At 46.5% G+C, this 17,853-nt stretch carries 17 protein-coding genes; all 17 read left to right on the top strand.

Annotated features, from left to right (window positions below):
* Positions 1-12 precede the first annotated feature (12 nt).
* The 17 genes from ACQZQY_RS24955 (at position 13) to tssJ (ending at position 17,851) form a co-directional block, all read left to right on the top strand.
* Positions 13-858, top strand: coding sequence for a hypothetical protein (locus ACQZQY_RS24955; RefSeq protein WP_431297499.1), 846 nt, complete (start codon positions 13-15; stop codon positions 856-858).
* A gap of 919 nt (positions 859-1,777) precedes the next feature.
* Positions 1,778-2,398 (top strand): hypothetical protein, encoded by a 621-nt coding sequence (locus tag ACQZQY_RS24950; protein WP_431297498.1) that lies wholly within the window; start codon positions 1,778-1,780, stop codon positions 2,396-2,398.
* Positions 2,399-2,905: 507 nt separating this feature from the next.
* The gene (locus tag ACQZQY_RS24945; protein WP_431297497.1) at positions 2,906-4,555 is read left to right on the top strand and encodes a pesticin C-terminus-like muramidase; all 1,650 of its coding nucleotides are present in this window, start codon (positions 2,906-2,908) and stop codon (positions 4,553-4,555) included.
* Positions 4,542-4,901: a hypothetical protein gene (locus tag ACQZQY_RS24940; RefSeq protein WP_431297496.1), complete on the top strand. Its 360-nt coding sequence runs from the start codon at positions 4,542-4,544 to the stop codon at positions 4,899-4,901. The genes ACQZQY_RS24945 and ACQZQY_RS24940 overlap by 14 nt, the downstream gene beginning before the upstream one ends.
* Positions 4,902-4,927: 26 nt before the next feature.
* Positions 4,928-5,278: a DUF2345 domain-containing protein gene (locus ACQZQY_RS24935; protein WP_431297495.1), complete on the top strand. Its 351-nt coding sequence runs from the start codon at positions 4,928-4,930 to the stop codon at positions 5,276-5,278.
* Positions 5,279-5,772: 494 nt separating this feature from the next.
* Positions 5,773-6,183, top strand: coding sequence for a hypothetical protein (locus tag ACQZQY_RS24930; protein WP_122096723.1), 411 nt, complete (start codon positions 5,773-5,775; stop codon positions 6,181-6,183).
* A 280-nt stretch (positions 6,184-6,463) separates the two neighbouring features.
* The gene (locus tag ACQZQY_RS24925) at positions 6,464-6,904 is read left to right on the top strand and encodes a hypothetical protein (RefSeq protein ID WP_431297494.1); all 441 of its coding nucleotides are present in this window, start codon (positions 6,464-6,466) and stop codon (positions 6,902-6,904) included.
* A gap of 85 nt (positions 6,905-6,989) precedes the next feature.
* Positions 6,990-7,883, top strand: coding sequence for a hypothetical protein (locus ACQZQY_RS24920; RefSeq protein WP_431297493.1), 894 nt, complete (start codon positions 6,990-6,992; stop codon positions 7,881-7,883).
* Positions 7,864-7,965, top strand: a complete 102-nt coding sequence (locus ACQZQY_RS24915) for an N-acetylmuramidase domain-containing protein (protein WP_431297492.1) — start codon at positions 7,864-7,866, stop codon at positions 7,963-7,965. Before ACQZQY_RS24920 ends, ACQZQY_RS24915 begins: the two co-directional genes overlap by 20 nt.
* Positions 7,966-8,133: 168 nt before the next feature.
* Entirely contained in the window at positions 8,134-8,814 is a 681-nt protein-coding gene (locus ACQZQY_RS24910) for a hypothetical protein (protein WP_431297491.1), read from the top strand.
* Positions 8,815-8,934: 120 nt separating this feature from the next.
* Positions 8,935-9,333 (top strand): hypothetical protein, encoded by a 399-nt coding sequence (locus ACQZQY_RS24905; RefSeq protein WP_431297490.1) that lies wholly within the window; start codon positions 8,935-8,937, stop codon positions 9,331-9,333.
* A gap of 106 nt (positions 9,334-9,439) precedes the next feature.
* The gene (locus tag ACQZQY_RS24900) at positions 9,440-9,703 is read left to right on the top strand and encodes a PAAR domain-containing protein (RefSeq protein WP_013577838.1); all 264 of its coding nucleotides are present in this window, start codon (positions 9,440-9,442) and stop codon (positions 9,701-9,703) included.
* A gap of 2 nt (positions 9,704-9,705) precedes the next feature.
* A complete protein-coding gene (locus tag ACQZQY_RS24895) occupies positions 9,706-10,917 on the top strand; it encodes a hypothetical protein (protein ID WP_431297489.1) in 1,212 nt (403 codons plus the stop codon).
* On the top strand, positions 10,914-14,330 hold the full coding sequence (locus ACQZQY_RS24890; protein ID WP_431297488.1) for an ImcF-related family protein: 3,417 nt from the start codon (positions 10,914-10,916) through the stop codon (positions 14,328-14,330). The genes ACQZQY_RS24895 and ACQZQY_RS24890 overlap by 4 nt, the downstream gene beginning before the upstream one ends.
* Before the next feature lie 99 nt (positions 14,331-14,429).
* On the top strand, positions 14,430-16,199 hold the full coding sequence (gene tssF, locus ACQZQY_RS24885; protein ID WP_414072176.1) for a type VI secretion system baseplate subunit TssF: 1,770 nt from the start codon (positions 14,430-14,432) through the stop codon (positions 16,197-16,199).
* Positions 16,163-17,245: a type VI secretion system baseplate subunit TssG gene (gene tssG, locus ACQZQY_RS24880; protein WP_431297487.1), complete on the top strand. Its 1,083-nt coding sequence runs from the start codon at positions 16,163-16,165 to the stop codon at positions 17,243-17,245. Before tssF ends, tssG begins: the two co-directional genes overlap by 37 nt.
* Positions 17,246-17,308: 63 nt before the next feature.
* Positions 17,309-17,851: a type VI secretion system lipoprotein TssJ gene (gene tssJ, locus ACQZQY_RS24875; protein ID WP_122096949.1), complete on the top strand. Its 543-nt coding sequence runs from the start codon at positions 17,309-17,311 to the stop codon at positions 17,849-17,851.
* Positions 17,852-17,853 lie beyond the last annotated feature (2 nt).

Genomic DNA, 17,853 nt, shown 5'->3' with positions numbered 1-17,853 from the left:
ATGGAGTATAGAATGAATAAGGTACTTGCTTTCTTATCTGCTTGTTTCTTCTCCGCTATGGTAAATGCGGGTGTAGAAAATGACACAGCGTCATCTACCGAAAATGAAACTTTAACATGGAGGAATTATGTGATTTCTGAACCAATTACTCCTGAAGGAGAATATGTTACCAAAGAAAGTATAAGTGAGTTATTCAAAGGGAAAGTAATTTCCATTGACAAAACAACAGTCAACGTATCGGAAGAATGTAGATATAAATACAATATAAAAAATACAACACCTATATTATACTGGCACAGCGAAAAGACAGCCAAGTTATATTCAGATTTATTATATGGATATAACATACGATTAAATAATTTGGTGAGTTTAATTATCCCTAAAGCCACGCCCAGTGGATGCGATTATCCATTCTCTTATTTTATTAGAGTCGATAATTCCCTGATCTTCTACTTAAAGAATAGGATAATTATTTACCGTTCAGACAGTGAAATAAAATACACACGTAAGAATAGCTTTGACGACAATTTTAGAGTGCTCAAAAAGAAGCCTTCGATACAGGCTGATGAATACGAGCAAGTTAAAGAGGTGTTTTATCAAGAGATGGATCTTTTGAATTCTTATAAAAAATATCGAGATAGCCTGCAAATAGATTACAAGAAATATTTATTAGACACTATATTCACAAATGAGAATCTGACAAAAAAATGTGACGATGGATGCATAGAAGTTGATTATAAATGGAGCGGGCCTCACGTGTTAATAATAAAACAAGATTTTAATGGTGGTGAGACAGAAATCCATTTTATAGATGAAACTCACGGAACTAGGATTATAACAAAATCATACCCAGATTGATATTTTGAAAACGTCTATAGCTATGGCTGAAACAACACCGCCGACGACCTGCTGCAGAGCCTGGACAGAGAGGCTTCCGGCCTGTATCTGGTCGAGGGGAAAGGCATGTGGCACGGCGTTATTCATATCACCGATCCACCGTGCGCACTGACGGGCAATGCTCCACCAGAGCAGGCTTATGCACCCACCCCTCATAAAGGGGAGCAACACCTGCGCTGTATGCCCGACGGTGAAATCGTCGCGTTCCGACAGCAAAGTGGCCAGTTTTCTCAACAATCCGGAAGCCGCCGGTCGCGAGAGCCCTGACTTGAAGGTAAAGGAGAGTTATCAACTCAGTTTGCTAAGTTTAGAGATAGCTATCCTGAATTATATGAGCGTTATGCTATATATTGTGGTTGGTCTGTAGAGGGAAGTGGAACTTCATCTGTTATATATTATAGTGATAGTGCATTGACCCTTGGAAAAAAATAACATCGAGTGAATTAAAAAATCTTGTTAGACTAGGTTGTAGTCAATCAAGTTACAGACAGGCCGTACATAATAAGCCGCTTGCAGCATTACTTAAAATAATATCTCTTCCACAATATTTAGACTTCCAAATATTAGATTTTGTACAAAGACTTCACGATGCATAAAGTCAAGTAGTAACAATTGATAATAAGAAAATAAAAAATTTATAAAAAGCAACTTTGGCTGAGCAGTAATTTTGGATCACTCAGTAAACAGGCCCGGATACGTTAAACCAGATTTTAAGAAAGCACTAGAGAACTTTAATACGCATAACCCAACAGTAAGCTTAGATCCTCAAAGTTGGGGGTGAGAATCATAATGACTATCAAGGCAAACTGTTAGATGAATTCAAATTAACCAGAAGAATGACGGATTCCTCAGCAAGGTTTAATTCATTAAAGGCAAAGCTATGAACAAAATTAAATGCATCATCTCGCTCTTGGTAACTCTACTCTTTCCTACAGTTGTTTATGGGAATGTAACATTCAAATCCCCCATTGGTGGCGAGATAAATTTTTCTGAAGAAAAAAAAGGAGATAATTATGAACCTAATTCATGGGGTAGAATTACGTTTACGATTAACGATCACTTATCAGACCTAAGCCGTAATGACCGATATTATATAGAAGATGGCACCTCGAAATTATCACCTTCTGGGGCTTATTTAATCTTAAACAGTGTTTCTGGCGATTACGTAGAGCAAGAAAATGGGACTAAGAAATTTTCAGAAAGAGCTTATTGTAGCGTTATTGATCTCAGGAGTGGATGTATAGTAAGTGACTGGGACGGTGAGGCATGTAGCTATAATTGGAAAAAAAACGAAGACATACTCTCTAATTCTGAAGCACCTGATGCAGATGTTTTTGATTTTCTATCAATGAAACCCAATGTCCGGAGCATGAAAAATGCTCTCTCGTCAAAAAATGAAAATGAAGTTAAAAATATATTACGTTGTAACCCTCTCACCAGAGATAACTTAAATTCCTACCAAGAATTCTTGAAAAGTGGGGATCCCAAGAGTTTAATATAAAAAGGAATAATTATATTTCTAAATTCCATCCCAAACGAGATCATGATTAATACACGAGCGGCATTATTTTCACGACCTGAAGAAAATTATAAAACTAAAGCGTATCTTATTGCTGGTGACAAGGTCAAGGTCATCAGTGAATCGGAAGATCATAAATGGCTTCACATTGGTTACATCAGTAATAAAAGGCGGCCACTAATTGCTTGGATTAAATCCGATATCCTCGTTGACTGACCGGTTTACAAATAGGATTGCAGCATAAATATAAGAGGTGACATATTCCATGTTGCTAGTATTTATCTCACAAAAGAAGATGCTAAATTAAAAATGATGACCGGGAATTTACCGCTGAGAACGTAGTCACCCCACACTTTGTGGTGAGATGTTGGTCAGGTACAGTGATAATCATTAGTTTAGTCAGGTCAAAATGCAGAATGGTAAATAAAGTTTCTGACGACGGAATGCCGCGCAGACAATAACCCGACCGGATACCGGGTATTCAAACTGATGACCATGACCGCTGACGTCGCAGGTACGCCGCTCAAACGCGGTGAGCGCGTCTGGGTCGTTGCCGACGGCGGGAACCTCGAGGCCGTTGACGCGCAGACGGGCTCATCACCAAAATTTGTCGAGGTGATAACTGACCAGACAATCCCGGTACAGGCCGGCGCGGCGCTCGGTCACCTGGGGTTCTTTCAGATACCCACCGAGACCGGCTTCCGCTCGCGCTATATGGTGCACATTGAATGCCTGACGAGCGACAGCAAAGTGGCCAGCTTTCTTACCAATCCGGAGGCCGCGGGTCGCGAGAGTCCTGCATTCCTGAAGTATCCGGCAGACGCGACACTTTTCAGTAAGGATGCGCAAGGTGCCATGGCAGAAAGCTCGCGCAAAACAAAAGCACCGGGAATACTGACATTGTCTAACGTACCGGCCGTGTCTGCAGACGGCACACCCACACACTATCAGATACGCCCGGAAGGTGGCTTCCTGGCCGCGGACTCTGTCGAAAAGCTGTCACAATTTGACCTCGGCAAACTGGGTTTTTCTATCATTAAAGACGACCCCGAAAGTTTTCAGTTGCTGGATGCCGAGAACCAGCCGCAGAACGTGGTGAAAGGAATTTTTGAAAAGCTCAAAGCCGCGGCAGAGGATGACCCGGCGTTCAGCAACGCGCTGGCCAGCCACAAATACAAACAGCTGCTCGATGTCATCGACCAGAACCACGACGGGTATTACTCCGTCGACGAATACCGCAATGCCGTGCATAACCCGACCTATCGCGACCAGCTTTATCAGCTGATAGTGCAGCACCCCAGCGAATGGTATTACGAGAAAACGGATGCGAAGTGGACTAAATATCTGGAAAAATTAGAACCCGATGCCTCGAAATGGAAGAAATACACCGAGGCCTTTCTGGATAAGATGATCTGGATGAAGAAAGTCGCCGGCATGGGCCCTGCACCCTGGCATATGCATCCGGTGATGTTTATGGGGGCATTAGCTAGTGATGACGGTATGGACTTGAAATGGCTGCTTGTCCCTAAAGGTCAATTAACTTTCGATGCTGAAGGTAATGATATTGAGAGTAGCCCTTGGTTTAGTAGAAAAATTCATTGGCCTGGAGGGGTGTCAGGTATCACCATCGGCAGAGGTTATGATTTGGGGCAGAATAATTCATCTAATAATGAATTAACTGAAGTCGGTGTAGATGAAAACCTAAAATCATGGTTGGTTGGTTCTCAAAGCATGTCAGGTGCAACAGCAAGTACGCGGCTTAATGGAGCACCGACATCAATAAGACAGTTACAAATAACTAGAAAGCAGCAATATGATTTATTCATTATTACTTATCAAAAACTCGAGGATGATGTAAAGCGTATATGTCAAAAAACTGCGACAATCCAAGCATATCATCCGAACACAAGCGTTACGTCAGATCAAGCATGGGATGATATCCCACAGAAAATTAAGGAAATTTTAGTCGATCTTAGGTATCGAGGTGATTACACTCCAACAATACGCTCACATCTGCAGCATGCAGCATATGCTGGGGACTTGTCGACATTTGGCTCTGTGCTTTCAAATAGTAGCTTATGGAAAAATGTTCCAAATGATAGATTTCAACGAAGGGTGAATTATTATGAACATAACTAAATTTATTATATGTATTTCCATATCACTCATGCCAATAATGAGTTACGGGACCTTTAATAAAGCTGAGAGCAATGAACTACAAGAGATAAATAATAAAAGCAATGCATCTCTTAATATAGCGCTAACGAAGAAAAACAACACCCTTTCAATTGCAATAAAAAACAACCCTGACAAGAAGAAAGAACTTATTGAGTTAGATAGCGCCTGGGAAGTAATGATTAATAAAAAGTGTATCTTCGAAAACGTGGAGTCGAGTGGTTCGGATGCATTTATAACCTTAATGAATAAATGCGCTGAACAACAATACAATAGCGAGTCAGAATACTTTAACAGTATTCTCCCTTAGCACGAAGATAAGTAATGGGAGATTGAATGAAATTATTCTTGAAAAAAAGTCACTTATATCGACATATTCATAAGCAGGATGCCACGCTGATTGCCAATCAGGGACAGGTCACTATCCAGGCACAAAACAACGCCATCTCCCTGACCGCAAGACAAACCCTGACCATCACCAGCTCGGACGATGAAATCATCATTACCACTCCGAAAAAACTGACCCTCAACGGCGGCGGCTCTTATCTGACGCTGGAAGCCAGTAAAATCGAGCACGGGTCTTCCGGGGATATGACGATTAAATGCACGAACTACCTGGTGCCGATGGTGGGGCTTCAAAACCCAGCGATACACCTAAATTTCCTATTGTCACGATGGAAAACTTGACTGAAGAGAATGGGAAGGATTTTTCTGGATAAGGCTAAACTGCTCGAGAGATGTCACTATTTGGCTTGTGGTGTAAAAATAATCGGTAAAAGCATGTTGACTAGAAATAACATGAAAATAAGTTGAACATACTTCGTGAGATATAAATGAAAAACAAAACACTTTGGAAGTTATTTTTATATTTACCAATGCTAATTCTCTTGCTGTTCGGCGGTAACGCATCTGCCAATATAAAATAAGATCCTGTGAAAATAACACAATATTTTTATACGCAACATATGCAGTTGTATTTCAAAATTGTCCCACCTGATGCCCCTGCATTTAAAAATTAATGCAGAATAATATAACACCAAGCTTTTGAAAAAAAAACATAAAGTGCAAAAATTTGCAGGAAGGAAAATAACCCGTTTGCACAATCGAAGAGTTTACGAAATTGAATATTGAAATCTGTCTTCTTATATTAGCGCAAGAATTCACGCAATCGAGCCAAGGCAATGAATAAATATATAATTATTTTAATCATCTTATTTTCCTTTAGCGCTTCATCAGCGCCTGAAAAACAAACAGGCTGTTTTAGTTCAGATAGTAAACTTATAAATGTAAAATTTATAGATATTTATGATGATGGTGCTCATCTTGGCTACGTGAAATATAAAAACTCTAAGGAGCCTATCCCTCTTGTATTTTCAGATGAGAAATCAGAAAGCGTCGACGAAGATCGACCTATCGAAAACACTACCAATTGGTTAGAGTTTATTCATGGGAAATATAATGGCCAATATATTGTTATGTCACAGGGCGCCAGATACTACCAATTTATCTATAAAAGCATTAGTGGAAGAACTATCAGTTTGAATGAAAATTTAGAGGCATATAATAACGATAGATCAGATTGTATTTGGTAGCATAAGCCCCCACCAAAGGCGGCGTTAAGTTCTATCTCACAAAAGAAGATGTTGCCTCGAACACGGTGGCCGGAAAATTTTCCGCCGGGAATGTCGTGACACTGTGTGATGAAACAATGGTCAGAAACAGTGATAACCATCAGTTCAGCCAGGTCAAAATGCAGGATGGCAGGCTGGTATGGACCGTTTCCGACGGCGGTTTTCTGAAAATGGCCGAAAGTAACGGAGCAAGTCCTCCACCCTGGTGGAGCCAGTGTTCACCAGCTTATTAGGAGCGAGAATGCATAAAATTATTTTTTATTTACTCATGGCGATATCATTTAGTTCTATGGCAAGCTCTGATGTTACTGGGAGGTGGAGTCCCTCATGTGATGATGATGAAGGAATTACATTGACGAATGATAATAGTCCAGTATTTTTTATTGTAAATCACAACCAAATAGTAATTTCCATGCAAACAAAAACCACTAAGGAGTCTATCGACTTTTTTCTGGTTAAGCCCGTCGATCTGGGTTCGGGTGGAATGAAGCTAAATTGGAGTGATTTTTCAAAAAAATTAAAAATAGCCACATTGAAATTGCATGAGCAAAGTGCGAATTTTGAATGGTATGGTTTTTATGATGAAATAAAAAAAGTACATTCTTGGGTTAATGACCCAGATATTATAATAAATAATGAGATTATTGGTGGAGGTGTTGTTTTTTATAGATGCATAAAATAATGGCAAGGCATCGGCTAAAGATGGGGATGAAAATAACTCCCAACATTAAATTCGCATTTAAATTCTGCTCAGTTTTGGAGTTTGTTTGCCCAACCATCCCTGGGGAAAAGGGACGTTTTATCTCTCTGGCTCTTTTGTCCTAGTGCGCCATTATGTTCAGCCGGGCACCACAGCAGCCAGCGGTCTGACGTTTTATACACTGTATATGCATCTTGCCCCCTACTCTGCCTATGCGTCGCAGACCGACCCGCGGCAGCGCACCACCAAAGGCGGCGTTAAGTTCTATCCTACAAAAGAAGATGTTGCCTCAAACACAGTGGCCGGAAAATTTTCCGCCGGGAACATCGTGACACGGTGTGATGAAACAATGGTCAGGAACAGTGACAATCATCAGTTCAGCCTGGTCAAAATGCAGGATGTCAGGCTGGTATGGACCGTTTCCGACGGCGGTTTTCTGAAAATGGCCGAAAGTAACGGAGCAAGTCCCCCACCCTGGTGGAGCCAGTGTTCACCGGCTTATAACGTGACGCCTCCCGCAGCGGCGGTATACAAAAACATAACAGCCTTAAATTACTACCGCTGCAGTGAAGATGTGACGTTCGAAACCGTCGTCAGCGGACAGAACAAAAAATGGGGAAAACCGGCCGGGAAGCTGCTGCCTGTCAACACACAGATGACTATGGAAACCGATAATGCCGCGCTGACAGTAACCCGACCGGATAACCGGGTATTCAAACTGATGACCATGACCGCTGACGTCGCAGGTACGCCGCTCAAACGCGGTGAGCGCGTCTGGGTCGTTGCCGACGGCGGGAACCTCGAGGCCGTTGCCGCGCAGACGGGCTCATCACCAAAATTTGACGAGGTGATAACTGACCAGACAATCCAAGTACAGGCCGGCGCGGCGCTTGGTCACCTGGGGTTCTTTCAGATACCCACCGAGACCGGCTTCCGCTCGGATGTCTTGCTCTTGGGGTAAGTTCCAAGTCATGGGTGAGTATTACAGCCATCTTTATACCTCTACGCAAGAATTAGTTGACGCGCAAATTACTGTGCATTAAAACACCTTCAATATTTTAAAGTATTTTTAGTTAAGGAAAAAAGGATGCTCCAACCTATGAAAGATAAGGATTGGCTGACAATTGCAAAAAAAAATACAATGGTGAATGGCAAGAAGGACATGATAATAAAATTAAAAATGCATATGATCTACTAAAAGGACAATGGTAATGAAGTCAGGAAATATTTACACATGCATTACATTGTTCATGTGTTTCTTAAGCGCCCCTGCTGTTTACGCTACAGACATCCCCGCCCAAGAAATAAAAACACACAGCAGAACGAATTGGAGTATTTATCAAAACAATGAAGGATATAACATAAAATATATCAACGAAAAAAATGAAATATTCGAAAATAGAAAAATTATTACAAAAGACATGTCAGCAGAGGATTTTGAATTAGAATCAAAAGGAAACGACAAGATATCCTTGGTTCTAAATTACCCAAGAGATGTGTATGTTTTTGACTTTTTATCAGAAAACATCCCTTATCTAAAAAAAGCATGCAAGGAAATATCACTACAGCCAGCGAGCGAAAATCAGGTTGTAACGACTCTAACTTTATGCGTTAAGGATAAATATGTTTATAAGATGTCATTACCAGACGTAGATGCAGATAGCTTATTATCCCCAGAAAAATTACACCTTGATCATGCATTACCTGCAGTCATTAGTAGCAACAAAGCATTTCTCTATAATAAAAATAAAAAGCAACATATTAAAAAATCATACCTAATTAAAGGCGACATTATAGAGGTGTTAGATTATGACAATTCTTTGATAAAAATAAAATATTCATCACAGAAAAGAAATATCATCACATGGATAAAACTGACCGATATCTTGTAACTTTTAGATAATCACAAAAATCACAGAAAAGGTCATCCAAGTCAAATTAGGCGGGGAATTACGCGAAGGTCACGAAAACCTATTACTACTTTTTTCTGAATAGTATCTTTTAGAGACCCATTGAGACTGGCTTCCGGACGCGAGAGTCTCGCCTTCCTGAAATATCCGGCAGACGCGAAGCTTTTCAGTAAGGATGCAAAAGGTGCCATGGGGGATAACTCACGTAAAACATCTTCTCCGTCTGTCATACCGCCGACGGATGTGACGGCAGAACCCCCCAAGGGAACACCAACACATTACCTGTTGCCTGCACCAGAAAATGGCTATGTCGCCGCATCCTCCATCGAAGTGCTGTCACAATTTGACTTCGGCAAACTGGGGTTTTCTATCATCAAAGATGAACCTGACAGTTTTCAGTTGCTGGATGCGGAGAACCAGCCGCAGAACGTGGTGAAAGGAATTTTTGAAAAGCACCATGCTGCAGCAGAAAATGACCCGGTGTTCAGCAACACAAAATGACAACCTCAGCCTTATTAAAACATTTCACAACAACAATTCGCAGTAGTTATTCAACGTCAGACTCTCTGTAATCAATATAAAACTTTTTTTCTAAAAGGACTTAATCATGCTTCCTATTATTCGTATCGGCGATAAAACAACGCACGGCGGCGCAGTAGTGACCGGTTCCGGTACCATGAGTTTTGGTAATATTCCCGTTGCCCGTAAAGGGGATAAAGTCTCTTGCCCTGTTCCCTTTCACGGTCCGACATTCATTACCGAAGGTAATCCCAATTATCTGGACAATGGTATTCCTGTCGCCTTTCACGGACATAAATGTGCCTGCGGCTGCACGCTGATTAGTTCTCTTGCAACGGCACAAGTAGGATAATTATGCCGGTGAATCTTGATGTTATTCCCGACAAAGCGCCCGGCATTGTTCGCCCCCATACCCGCCGCTGGCTTCTTTTTTTGCCCTTTATGCTGCTGGCGGGGGCGACGTCCACGCTTTGGTTTTGGAAAAATGAACATACAGGGATTGCATTCTGGTTTACCGCCATTGGTTTACCCGCAGCAACCTGGGGCATCCTTTTCAGCCTGCGACGTATCGGCTACAAATGCGATCAGATCTGGGCAACTTCATGGAACAGAGAACGTGAGCAGTTAATAGAAGAGGAAACTCAACGTGGGCAGCGCTATCTCTGTTGGCACGGTGGCGTTTCCTTTACCACGGTTGGCAAAAGTACAGAAAAACTCCTCAGCGCTGTTTTGAAAAACACTCCGCTAATGTCATCTGTTATTCCCAGAACCGGTGGCTTCGCCGTCCGACATACACGGCTTGGCAGTACAACAAATACGATACCCAGTGTGCTGCAGGAGTGGCATGGCCACCTTAAACAGCGAATATCAGCTTTACTCGATACCCTCCCCGCCAGCATGCCCTGTTACGTTCTGCTGGATGTTCACATTGATCAGGATCCGCAAGTTAACGCAAAGCATGCACAGGAAGTCATGGCGATGTTTTCCCGTCCGCTGCGGCAAATGAATGGTACGGGGTTTGCTGCGTTAGACCAATGGATTGATATGACCTGGGGTATCCCTTCTGCCTTGCTGGTGATCGGTACTCAAATAAATAATCGGCCTGAGGTCAACAGCGGTGAAGCTGCAACAGCCATGCTGTTAACCAATTGTCCGATGCCTGATGAGCGTAAAACAGTACGCATCCATCGCCCTGAGTGCGGAAAAAACGCCGCGCTCACCAAAACACTTTCACGCGCGCTGCTATGGATTAACCTCCAGCCAGCGTCCGTTGGACAAGCGTGGCTCACCGGCGGTGCACTGCTCACTGACAGCGAATGGAGCACGGCCTGTGAGAAAAACGCACTCGGGCTGGATATTCAAAAGCAGTGCAGTGTCATCGATAACATCACGGGTTTTACAGGATGCACAGCACCGTGGCTGGCATTACTCATAGCGGCCACACAATGCCGTGAAGATGGCATCACACAGGCTGTTGCGGTCCAAACCGCCACGGACAAGATTTGGGTAGGTTGCGTCTCTGCATCTGCCTCAGACATTAAGGACAATCAGGACACTTCACTGTGACAATCAGATCCCTAATAGGCAGCGCCTTTCTGTTTTTGATTTTTATCGTCATCGTTGTGGGAGGCACCCTCACCTTCTATCCACAATGGGTCGCTTCCACCTTTGGCATCGGCCCGTTATCACCTTCCGGTATCTGGACTCTTTGTCTGAGTATTGCCGCCGGGCTGGGCGCGATTTTCTGGCTGATCGAGCGTATGTTCGATCGCCTCGGGAAGGCAGGCGTTCGTATCCAATGGCGTAAACGAAAAAATCAGCAGACTGAGGCACCCGCGACCTCAGATACCGTGAGTCCATCACCTTCGTTTTTCACCGGTCTGGATGAGCAGATGCGTTTTCGCTATGGCCGGTTTTGGCGCAGGAAAGTGCAGATCCTTTGGCTGACCGGAGAAACTGAACTGGTTGAAAAGATTGTGCCGGGGCTGACAGAGCAAAACTGGCAGGAAGGTGACGATACCTTGCTTTTGTGGGGAGGCTTACCGGATGTGCCCGTTGATTCTGAACGTGCGATGGCCGCAAGACTATTGCGTCCGCGCCGTCCGTTAGACGGAATTGTTCAGGTACTGGAAGGTAATCAGTTACCAGGCACCCTCTCACTGGATGAAACCCTGCGTCAGCGCCAAAAAACCGATGCACTGCTTGGCTGGCAGGCGCCGGTGTATTTTTGGGTGCTCGACACGTGTAAATGGTCGCAGGAAGGCCGGGAAACACAACCAGTCGGGTGCTTGTTATCAGGAAAAACTTCAACAGAATCTGTAATTACCGCACTGGATGCGCTCATTCCTGCGCTACGTGAGCAAGGGATGTCCCAGCTTGCCCAGGACACCCGTTACGACTTTTTATTGCGTCTGACTGAAAGACTGCGCGAAGAATGGCGTGCTGGCCTGAGTAATGTGCTGACCACGGTTTCCCGGGGTTCCTCTCCGATGATGTTGCGCGGGCTGATGTTCAGTCTGCCATCCGGCGCAGAGAAGGGGTCTTCACATAGCTGGGAGGCTCTGCCTGAGTGGCAGGGCATTCTTCAGGATTGCCGGAATGCGCAAGGGAAACGAAAAGGATGGCCTTGGGAAAAAATATTGCAATGCACCCTTCTGACCCTGGCTGTAGTTTGGGGAGCGGGTGTTTTGCTTTCGCTTTTTATCAATCAGCATCAGATTGCTGACTCTCATGAACAGGCCACTATCGCAGCCGATACGACTCAGCCCTTGGCCTCACGCCTGAATAATCAGCTGGCACTTCAACAGGAAATTGCAAAATTACAGTACCGGGAAACAGCTGGTTCTCCCTGGTATACGCGCTTTGGACTGAATCAAAATGCCTCGCAACTGGCGGCACTTTGGCCGTTGTATCAGGCCAACAATAACCTGTTAATCCGGGATGCTTCTGCCACGAAAATTAAGGCAAAATTAACAGACTTTATCCGGTTGCCACCGGGCAGCCCGCAGCGTGATGCCCTGACACAACAAACCTATGCTGAGCTTAAAGCCTACCTGATGATGTCACGTCCGGATAAAGCCGATGCAACGTTTTTAAGCCAGACACTGATGACCCTCTGGCCAAAACGCACCGGGGTTCCGGACGGGCAATGGCAACATGTCGGGCCCAAACTGATCGCCTTCTGGGGGCAGAACCTGTCCGCGCATCCGGAATGGAAAATAGCGCAGGATAAAAACCTCGTCACCGCAGTCCGGCAGATCCTGCTAAAGCAAATTGGCCAGCGCAATGCGGAAGCATCGCTGTATCAGGCCATGCTAAAGAAAGTAGCAAATAACTATCCGGATATGACCCTGACAGACATGGTGGGTGATACCGACGCTTCTTATCTGTTCAACACAGACGAGGTCGTGCCGGGAATGTTCACCCGTCAGGCGTGGGAAGAGCAGGTTCAGGATGCTATCGATCAGGTCGTTACTACGAGACGCAATGAAATTGACTGGGTTCTGACCAGTAAATCCCAACCCGCTTCTGAAGAAATTTCCCCGGAGGCGCTAAAAGCACGACTCACCGAACGTTATTTCACTGATTTTAGCAATGCCTGGCTGAATATGGTTAACAGCCTGCGCTGGCAGGAGCCCGGATCTCTTTCGGGGGCTATTTCCCAGCTCACGCTGATGGCAGATGTACGCCAGTCTCCAATGGTGGCATTGATGAATACGCTGGCCTGGCAGGGGAAAACGGGGCAGAAAAACGAAGCTCTGGCCGATACGCTGGTGAATTCAGCGAAAGTTCTGGTGGGTAAAAAACAGCAACCTGTTATTAAGCAAACAGGCGGACCACAAGGCCCGCTCGACGCTGCCTTCGGCCCCTTGTTGACCATCATGGATGGCAAAAGTAATGGTGTAAATAATGGCAATCTCAGCCTCCAGGCCTATTTAACCCGTGTGACACAGGTTCGCCTGAAGCTTCAGCAGGTCACTACCGCACCGGATCCGCAGGCGATGACTCAGATGCTGGCTCAGACTGTCTTTCAGGGTAAAGCCGTCGATTTAACCGACACCCGTGATTACGGCAGTCTAGTTGCAGCCAGTCTGGGTCAGGAATGGAGCGGCTTCGGGAAAGCGATGTTTGTGGAACCTATGGAGCTTGCCTGGCGTCAGGTATTGCAACCCGCCGCCGGCAGTCTGAATGCGCAATGGCAAAGTACCGTGGTCAACCAGTGGGATACTTCATTTGCCGGACGGTATCCGTTCGCCAGCACCGGCAGCGATGCATCCTTACCTGTCGTCGCGCAATATCTCCGTTCCGACTCCGGACGTATCTCACAATTCCTGAAAACTCAACTCGGTGGCATTTTACACCAGGAAGGTAACCGCTGGGTGCCGGATGCCATTACCAGTCAGGGACTGACCTTTAATCCGGCATTCCTTGATGCCATCAACCAGCTGGGCCAGTTATCTGACATCGTATTTGCTGAGGGTGATGCAGGATTACGTTTTGAATTAATGGCCCGCCCGTCAAAAAATGTCGTCCGCACGCAACTCGCTGTCGACGGGCAAAATCTGGATTATTTCAACCAGATGGAAAGCTGGCAGAGCTTTAAATGGCCGGAAAATTCCTATTATCCCGGCGTACAGCTCAGCTGGCGCAGTGTCAGTTCCGGTATGCAACTGTTTGGCGACTTTTCAGGAAACTGGGGATTAATACGCCTGCTGGAAAAAGCCCAGGTTACCCAACTCGACAGCAGCCGTTACCAGCTGGTCTGGAAAACCCCTGACGGCCTGCCATTGAAATACATACTGAGAACAGAAATGAGCAATGGCCCGCTGGCCTTGCTGGCTTTACGTAACTTCTCTCTGCCCAAAAAAGTATTTTTAGATGATGCGCCTGTCTCTTCTGTTGTTGCCGCCGAACCGGGACCCGTACTGACAGACGATAAGGATATCCCCGCAGGAACGGGCTCTGCCGGAGATGAGTAATACCCTCCCCTTGTGGTGTCAGTGTGTGAACACAGGCATCACGCTTTTGTTATTTTTTTATTTTCAACACCACTGAAATTTTCAGTCAGGACTCTGTTTATGGATGATTTGACCCTGCGCTATTACGAAGCTGAGATGCGTTACCTGCGCGAGGCCGGGCGCGAATTTGCCCATGCCCATCCCGACCGGGCCGCGATGCTCAACCTGGATAAGTCCGGGGCGCGCGATCCGTACGTTGAACGTTTATTTGAAGGTTTCGCCTTCCTGATGGGGCGCCTGCGGGAGAAACTTGACGATGACCTGCCGGAACTCACAGAGGGACTGGTCAGCCTCTTGTGGCCACACTATATGCGGACAATCCCTTCACTGGCCATTGTTGAGTTGAAACCTGATTACCGGCAACTCAAGCAGGTGGAGATCGTGCCCCGGGGCTTCTCTGTCCTGTCACAGCCTGTCGGGCAAAAACACACCTGTTGCCAGTATCAGGTGACGCGGGATATGCCGCTTATGCCGATCAATGTTTCACAGGCGAAATTGCATACTGAAACAGACGGGCGTTCAACCGTACGCCTGCGTTTTGACTGCGGTCCGCTGGCAGACTGGCAAAAGATAGATTTAAGCCGCGTGGCAATCTATCTCGATGCCGACAGTCCGGTCAGCAGCGCTCTGCATCTGGCCCTGACCCGCAAAGTTCAGGCCATGTATATCCGCCAGCCGGAGTTGGGTCAGGATCGCCGTGCGATAGACGGCTGGTTTAAGCCCATGGGATTTGAAGAAAATGAACGCCTGTGGCCTAAAGGGAGCTCGGCGTTTAGTGGCTATCAGTTGTTACTGGAATATTTTACCTTCCGCCCAAAATTTATGTTCGTTGAGCTGAACGGACTGCAAAATGTTCACCTGGTACCGGGAACGACATGGTTCGAACTCGATATTGTGCTGAGTGAGCTGTGGCCTTACGACCTGCCGTTTGATACCGATACCTTCCGGTTACACTGCGTTCCGGTCATTAACCTGTTTTCACTGGAAGCCGACCCGCTGCAAATTGATCCGCTGGCGAATGAATATCTTTTGCGGCCACTGCGAATGCAGGATGGCCACGTAGAAATCTACAGTGTTGATCAGGTACACGGTTCCGTTAAAAACGGCAAACACGACTACGTGCCCTTCACCAGTTTCCGTCACCGCGGGGGCATGATGCGTCATGATGCTCCCGAACGCTATTTCCACACCCGTGTTAAGCGCGGACCTTCCGGCCTGCATGACACATGGTTAATTCTCGGTGGCAAATCCTTTGAAGCAGAACAGCTTGCTGAACAGCGTGAAGCACTTTCACTGCGTATTACCGGGACCAACGGCCAGCTTCCACGTAAGGCGCTTGAAAGTACCCTGCTCAACCGGGTTGTCAAAGCCGGCAAAGTCCCGGTACAAGTTCGCAACCTCACCACGCCTACCATGCCGGTATATCCGCCTGCCAATGATCGCTTCCACTGGCGGGTGATGAGTCACCTGGGTTCAAGCTTCCTCAGCATGATGGATAACCCAGAGGTGCTGCGAGGCACCCTGGCGCTGTATGACTGGACCGATGATGAAATGAACTGCCGCAGGCTCGAGGCGATTGTTGCCGTCGAACACCACCTGATCCAGCGATTTGAAAAAGGGTTCATGCTGCGCGGTGTCGATGTAGAAATCACCCTGAATACAGACAACTTCGCGGGCGAAGGGGACGTTAATCTCTTTGGTGAAATGCTGCACCGCTTCTTTGCCTTGTACGCCGATATTCACCTTTTCAATCAGCTTACGCTGGTGTTGCAACCGACAGGAAAACGCCTGAGATGGAACGAGAATCACAGCCAACACGTACCGGGCTGATCGATGCCCTGAGTCCGCAGGCGCCCTATCTGAATTTTTACCGGTTTTGTCAGCTTCTGGAACAGGCTGGCGGGGAAACTCCGCTGCTTGGTACAACCAGTAATCCCGCAACAGATCCAATACGTTTTCGCCCGCATCCTGGTATGGGTTTTCCGGTCAGCGAAATACGCGCCATAGAAGCCGACCGGGAACATGTACACGCCACACCCACTGTTCGCACTACCTTTATGGGGCTCTATGGGGTAGATGCCCCCTTACCCACAGGCTATCTCGACGATATTAGCCAACGGCGGGAAGGATACGAAAGCGTTGAGCATTTTCTGGATATTTTCAACCATCGGCTGATGACGCAGTTCTATCGCATCTGGCGTAAATACGCCTACCCCGCTAGTTTCCAGGCTGGCGGAGCGGATGAGACATCACAGTGTCTGCTCGGTCTGATTGGTCTGGGGATACCCGGCACGGCCAAAAATATCGCGACGCCGATTTCCCGATTTTTGGCGCTTTTAAGCACTATGCGTTTGCCGACACGAACGGCAGAAGGGATCCGTGCACTGGTGAATCTGCTGGCACCCCTGACGCAGGCTTATATTCAGGGGCATGACCCGGTGTCAGTGGAAATGCGTAGTCGCAGCGGGTTTTGCGCTGAAAACCGTATTGCGCTGGCACAGCGCAGCGTACTGGGTCGCAAAGGAAAAGACGGTAATAGCCGGGTACTGGTGAGTCTGATGACCTCCGATCCTGAAGAAGCTGAAGGATGGTTACCCGGCGGCCATTTGCATACCGATTTACTCGTGCTGATGCGGGTATATCTCGGCTACCGGTGCAATGCCCGTCTGCAACTCACCGTCCCTACCCGCTTGCTGCCGGAACCCCGGCTCGGTGGGTCCCGACGGATACAGCTCGGGCGTACCGGTGTGCTGGGTTTACAGGAAAGCAAACGTGACAGCCTGCCGCAAAGTATGACCGTCAGTCTCGGCACCTATCAGGGTGTACATGAAGAACCCTTGCTACCCGCTGAGTCGGGAGAATACCGGTTCCGTTAATCCTGCAATCAAGACATTGCAGGGACACAGTATTTTTTGCGAATGAAGAAAAAGGATTCCCTGATGGCAAAAATAATTTCCTCACCTACAAGATGGCAGTATTTCAGCCTGTTTCTGCTCGCGGTTCTGCTTAGCGGCTGTGGCCTGACTCAGAAAGTGGTCGATGGCACCAAAGGCGTGACCAAAGCGATTTTCTACAAGCAAATTAAAACACTGCATCTCGATTTTTCCCCGCGCACTTCTATGAACACAGATGAAGGCGATCAGTCATCGCTCGCAACCATGGTGCGTGTTTATCAGCTTAAAGATCGCAAAGCCTTTGACGCCGCGGATTATGAAAAGCTGCTGCTTCAGGCCGACAACCTGTTAAAAGCCGATGCCCTGGCCTCTAAGGAAGTGCTGGTGATGCCGGGCGGTGATGTATCACTGGATATGCCCATGGAACCCGATGCTCAGTTTGTCGCGGTGGTGGCGTTGTTTCGCAACCCGGACAGACAACATGATACATGGCGTGTGGTCCTGAAACGGGAAGAGCTTGATCCCGACAAGCCCCGCACGCTGGAACTCAGTAACGGGCTGCTTACGTTGTTACCACTCAAAGATTAAAT

Origin of the sequence: Rahnella sp. PAMC25559, from assembly GCF_050632365.1 — a bacterium.
GTDB lineage: Bacteria > Pseudomonadota > Gammaproteobacteria > Enterobacterales > Enterobacteriaceae > Rahnella > Rahnella rivi.
The sequence above is the reverse complement of the archived record's forward strand: the minus strand, read 5'-3'. Positions and strand labels throughout refer to the sequence as shown.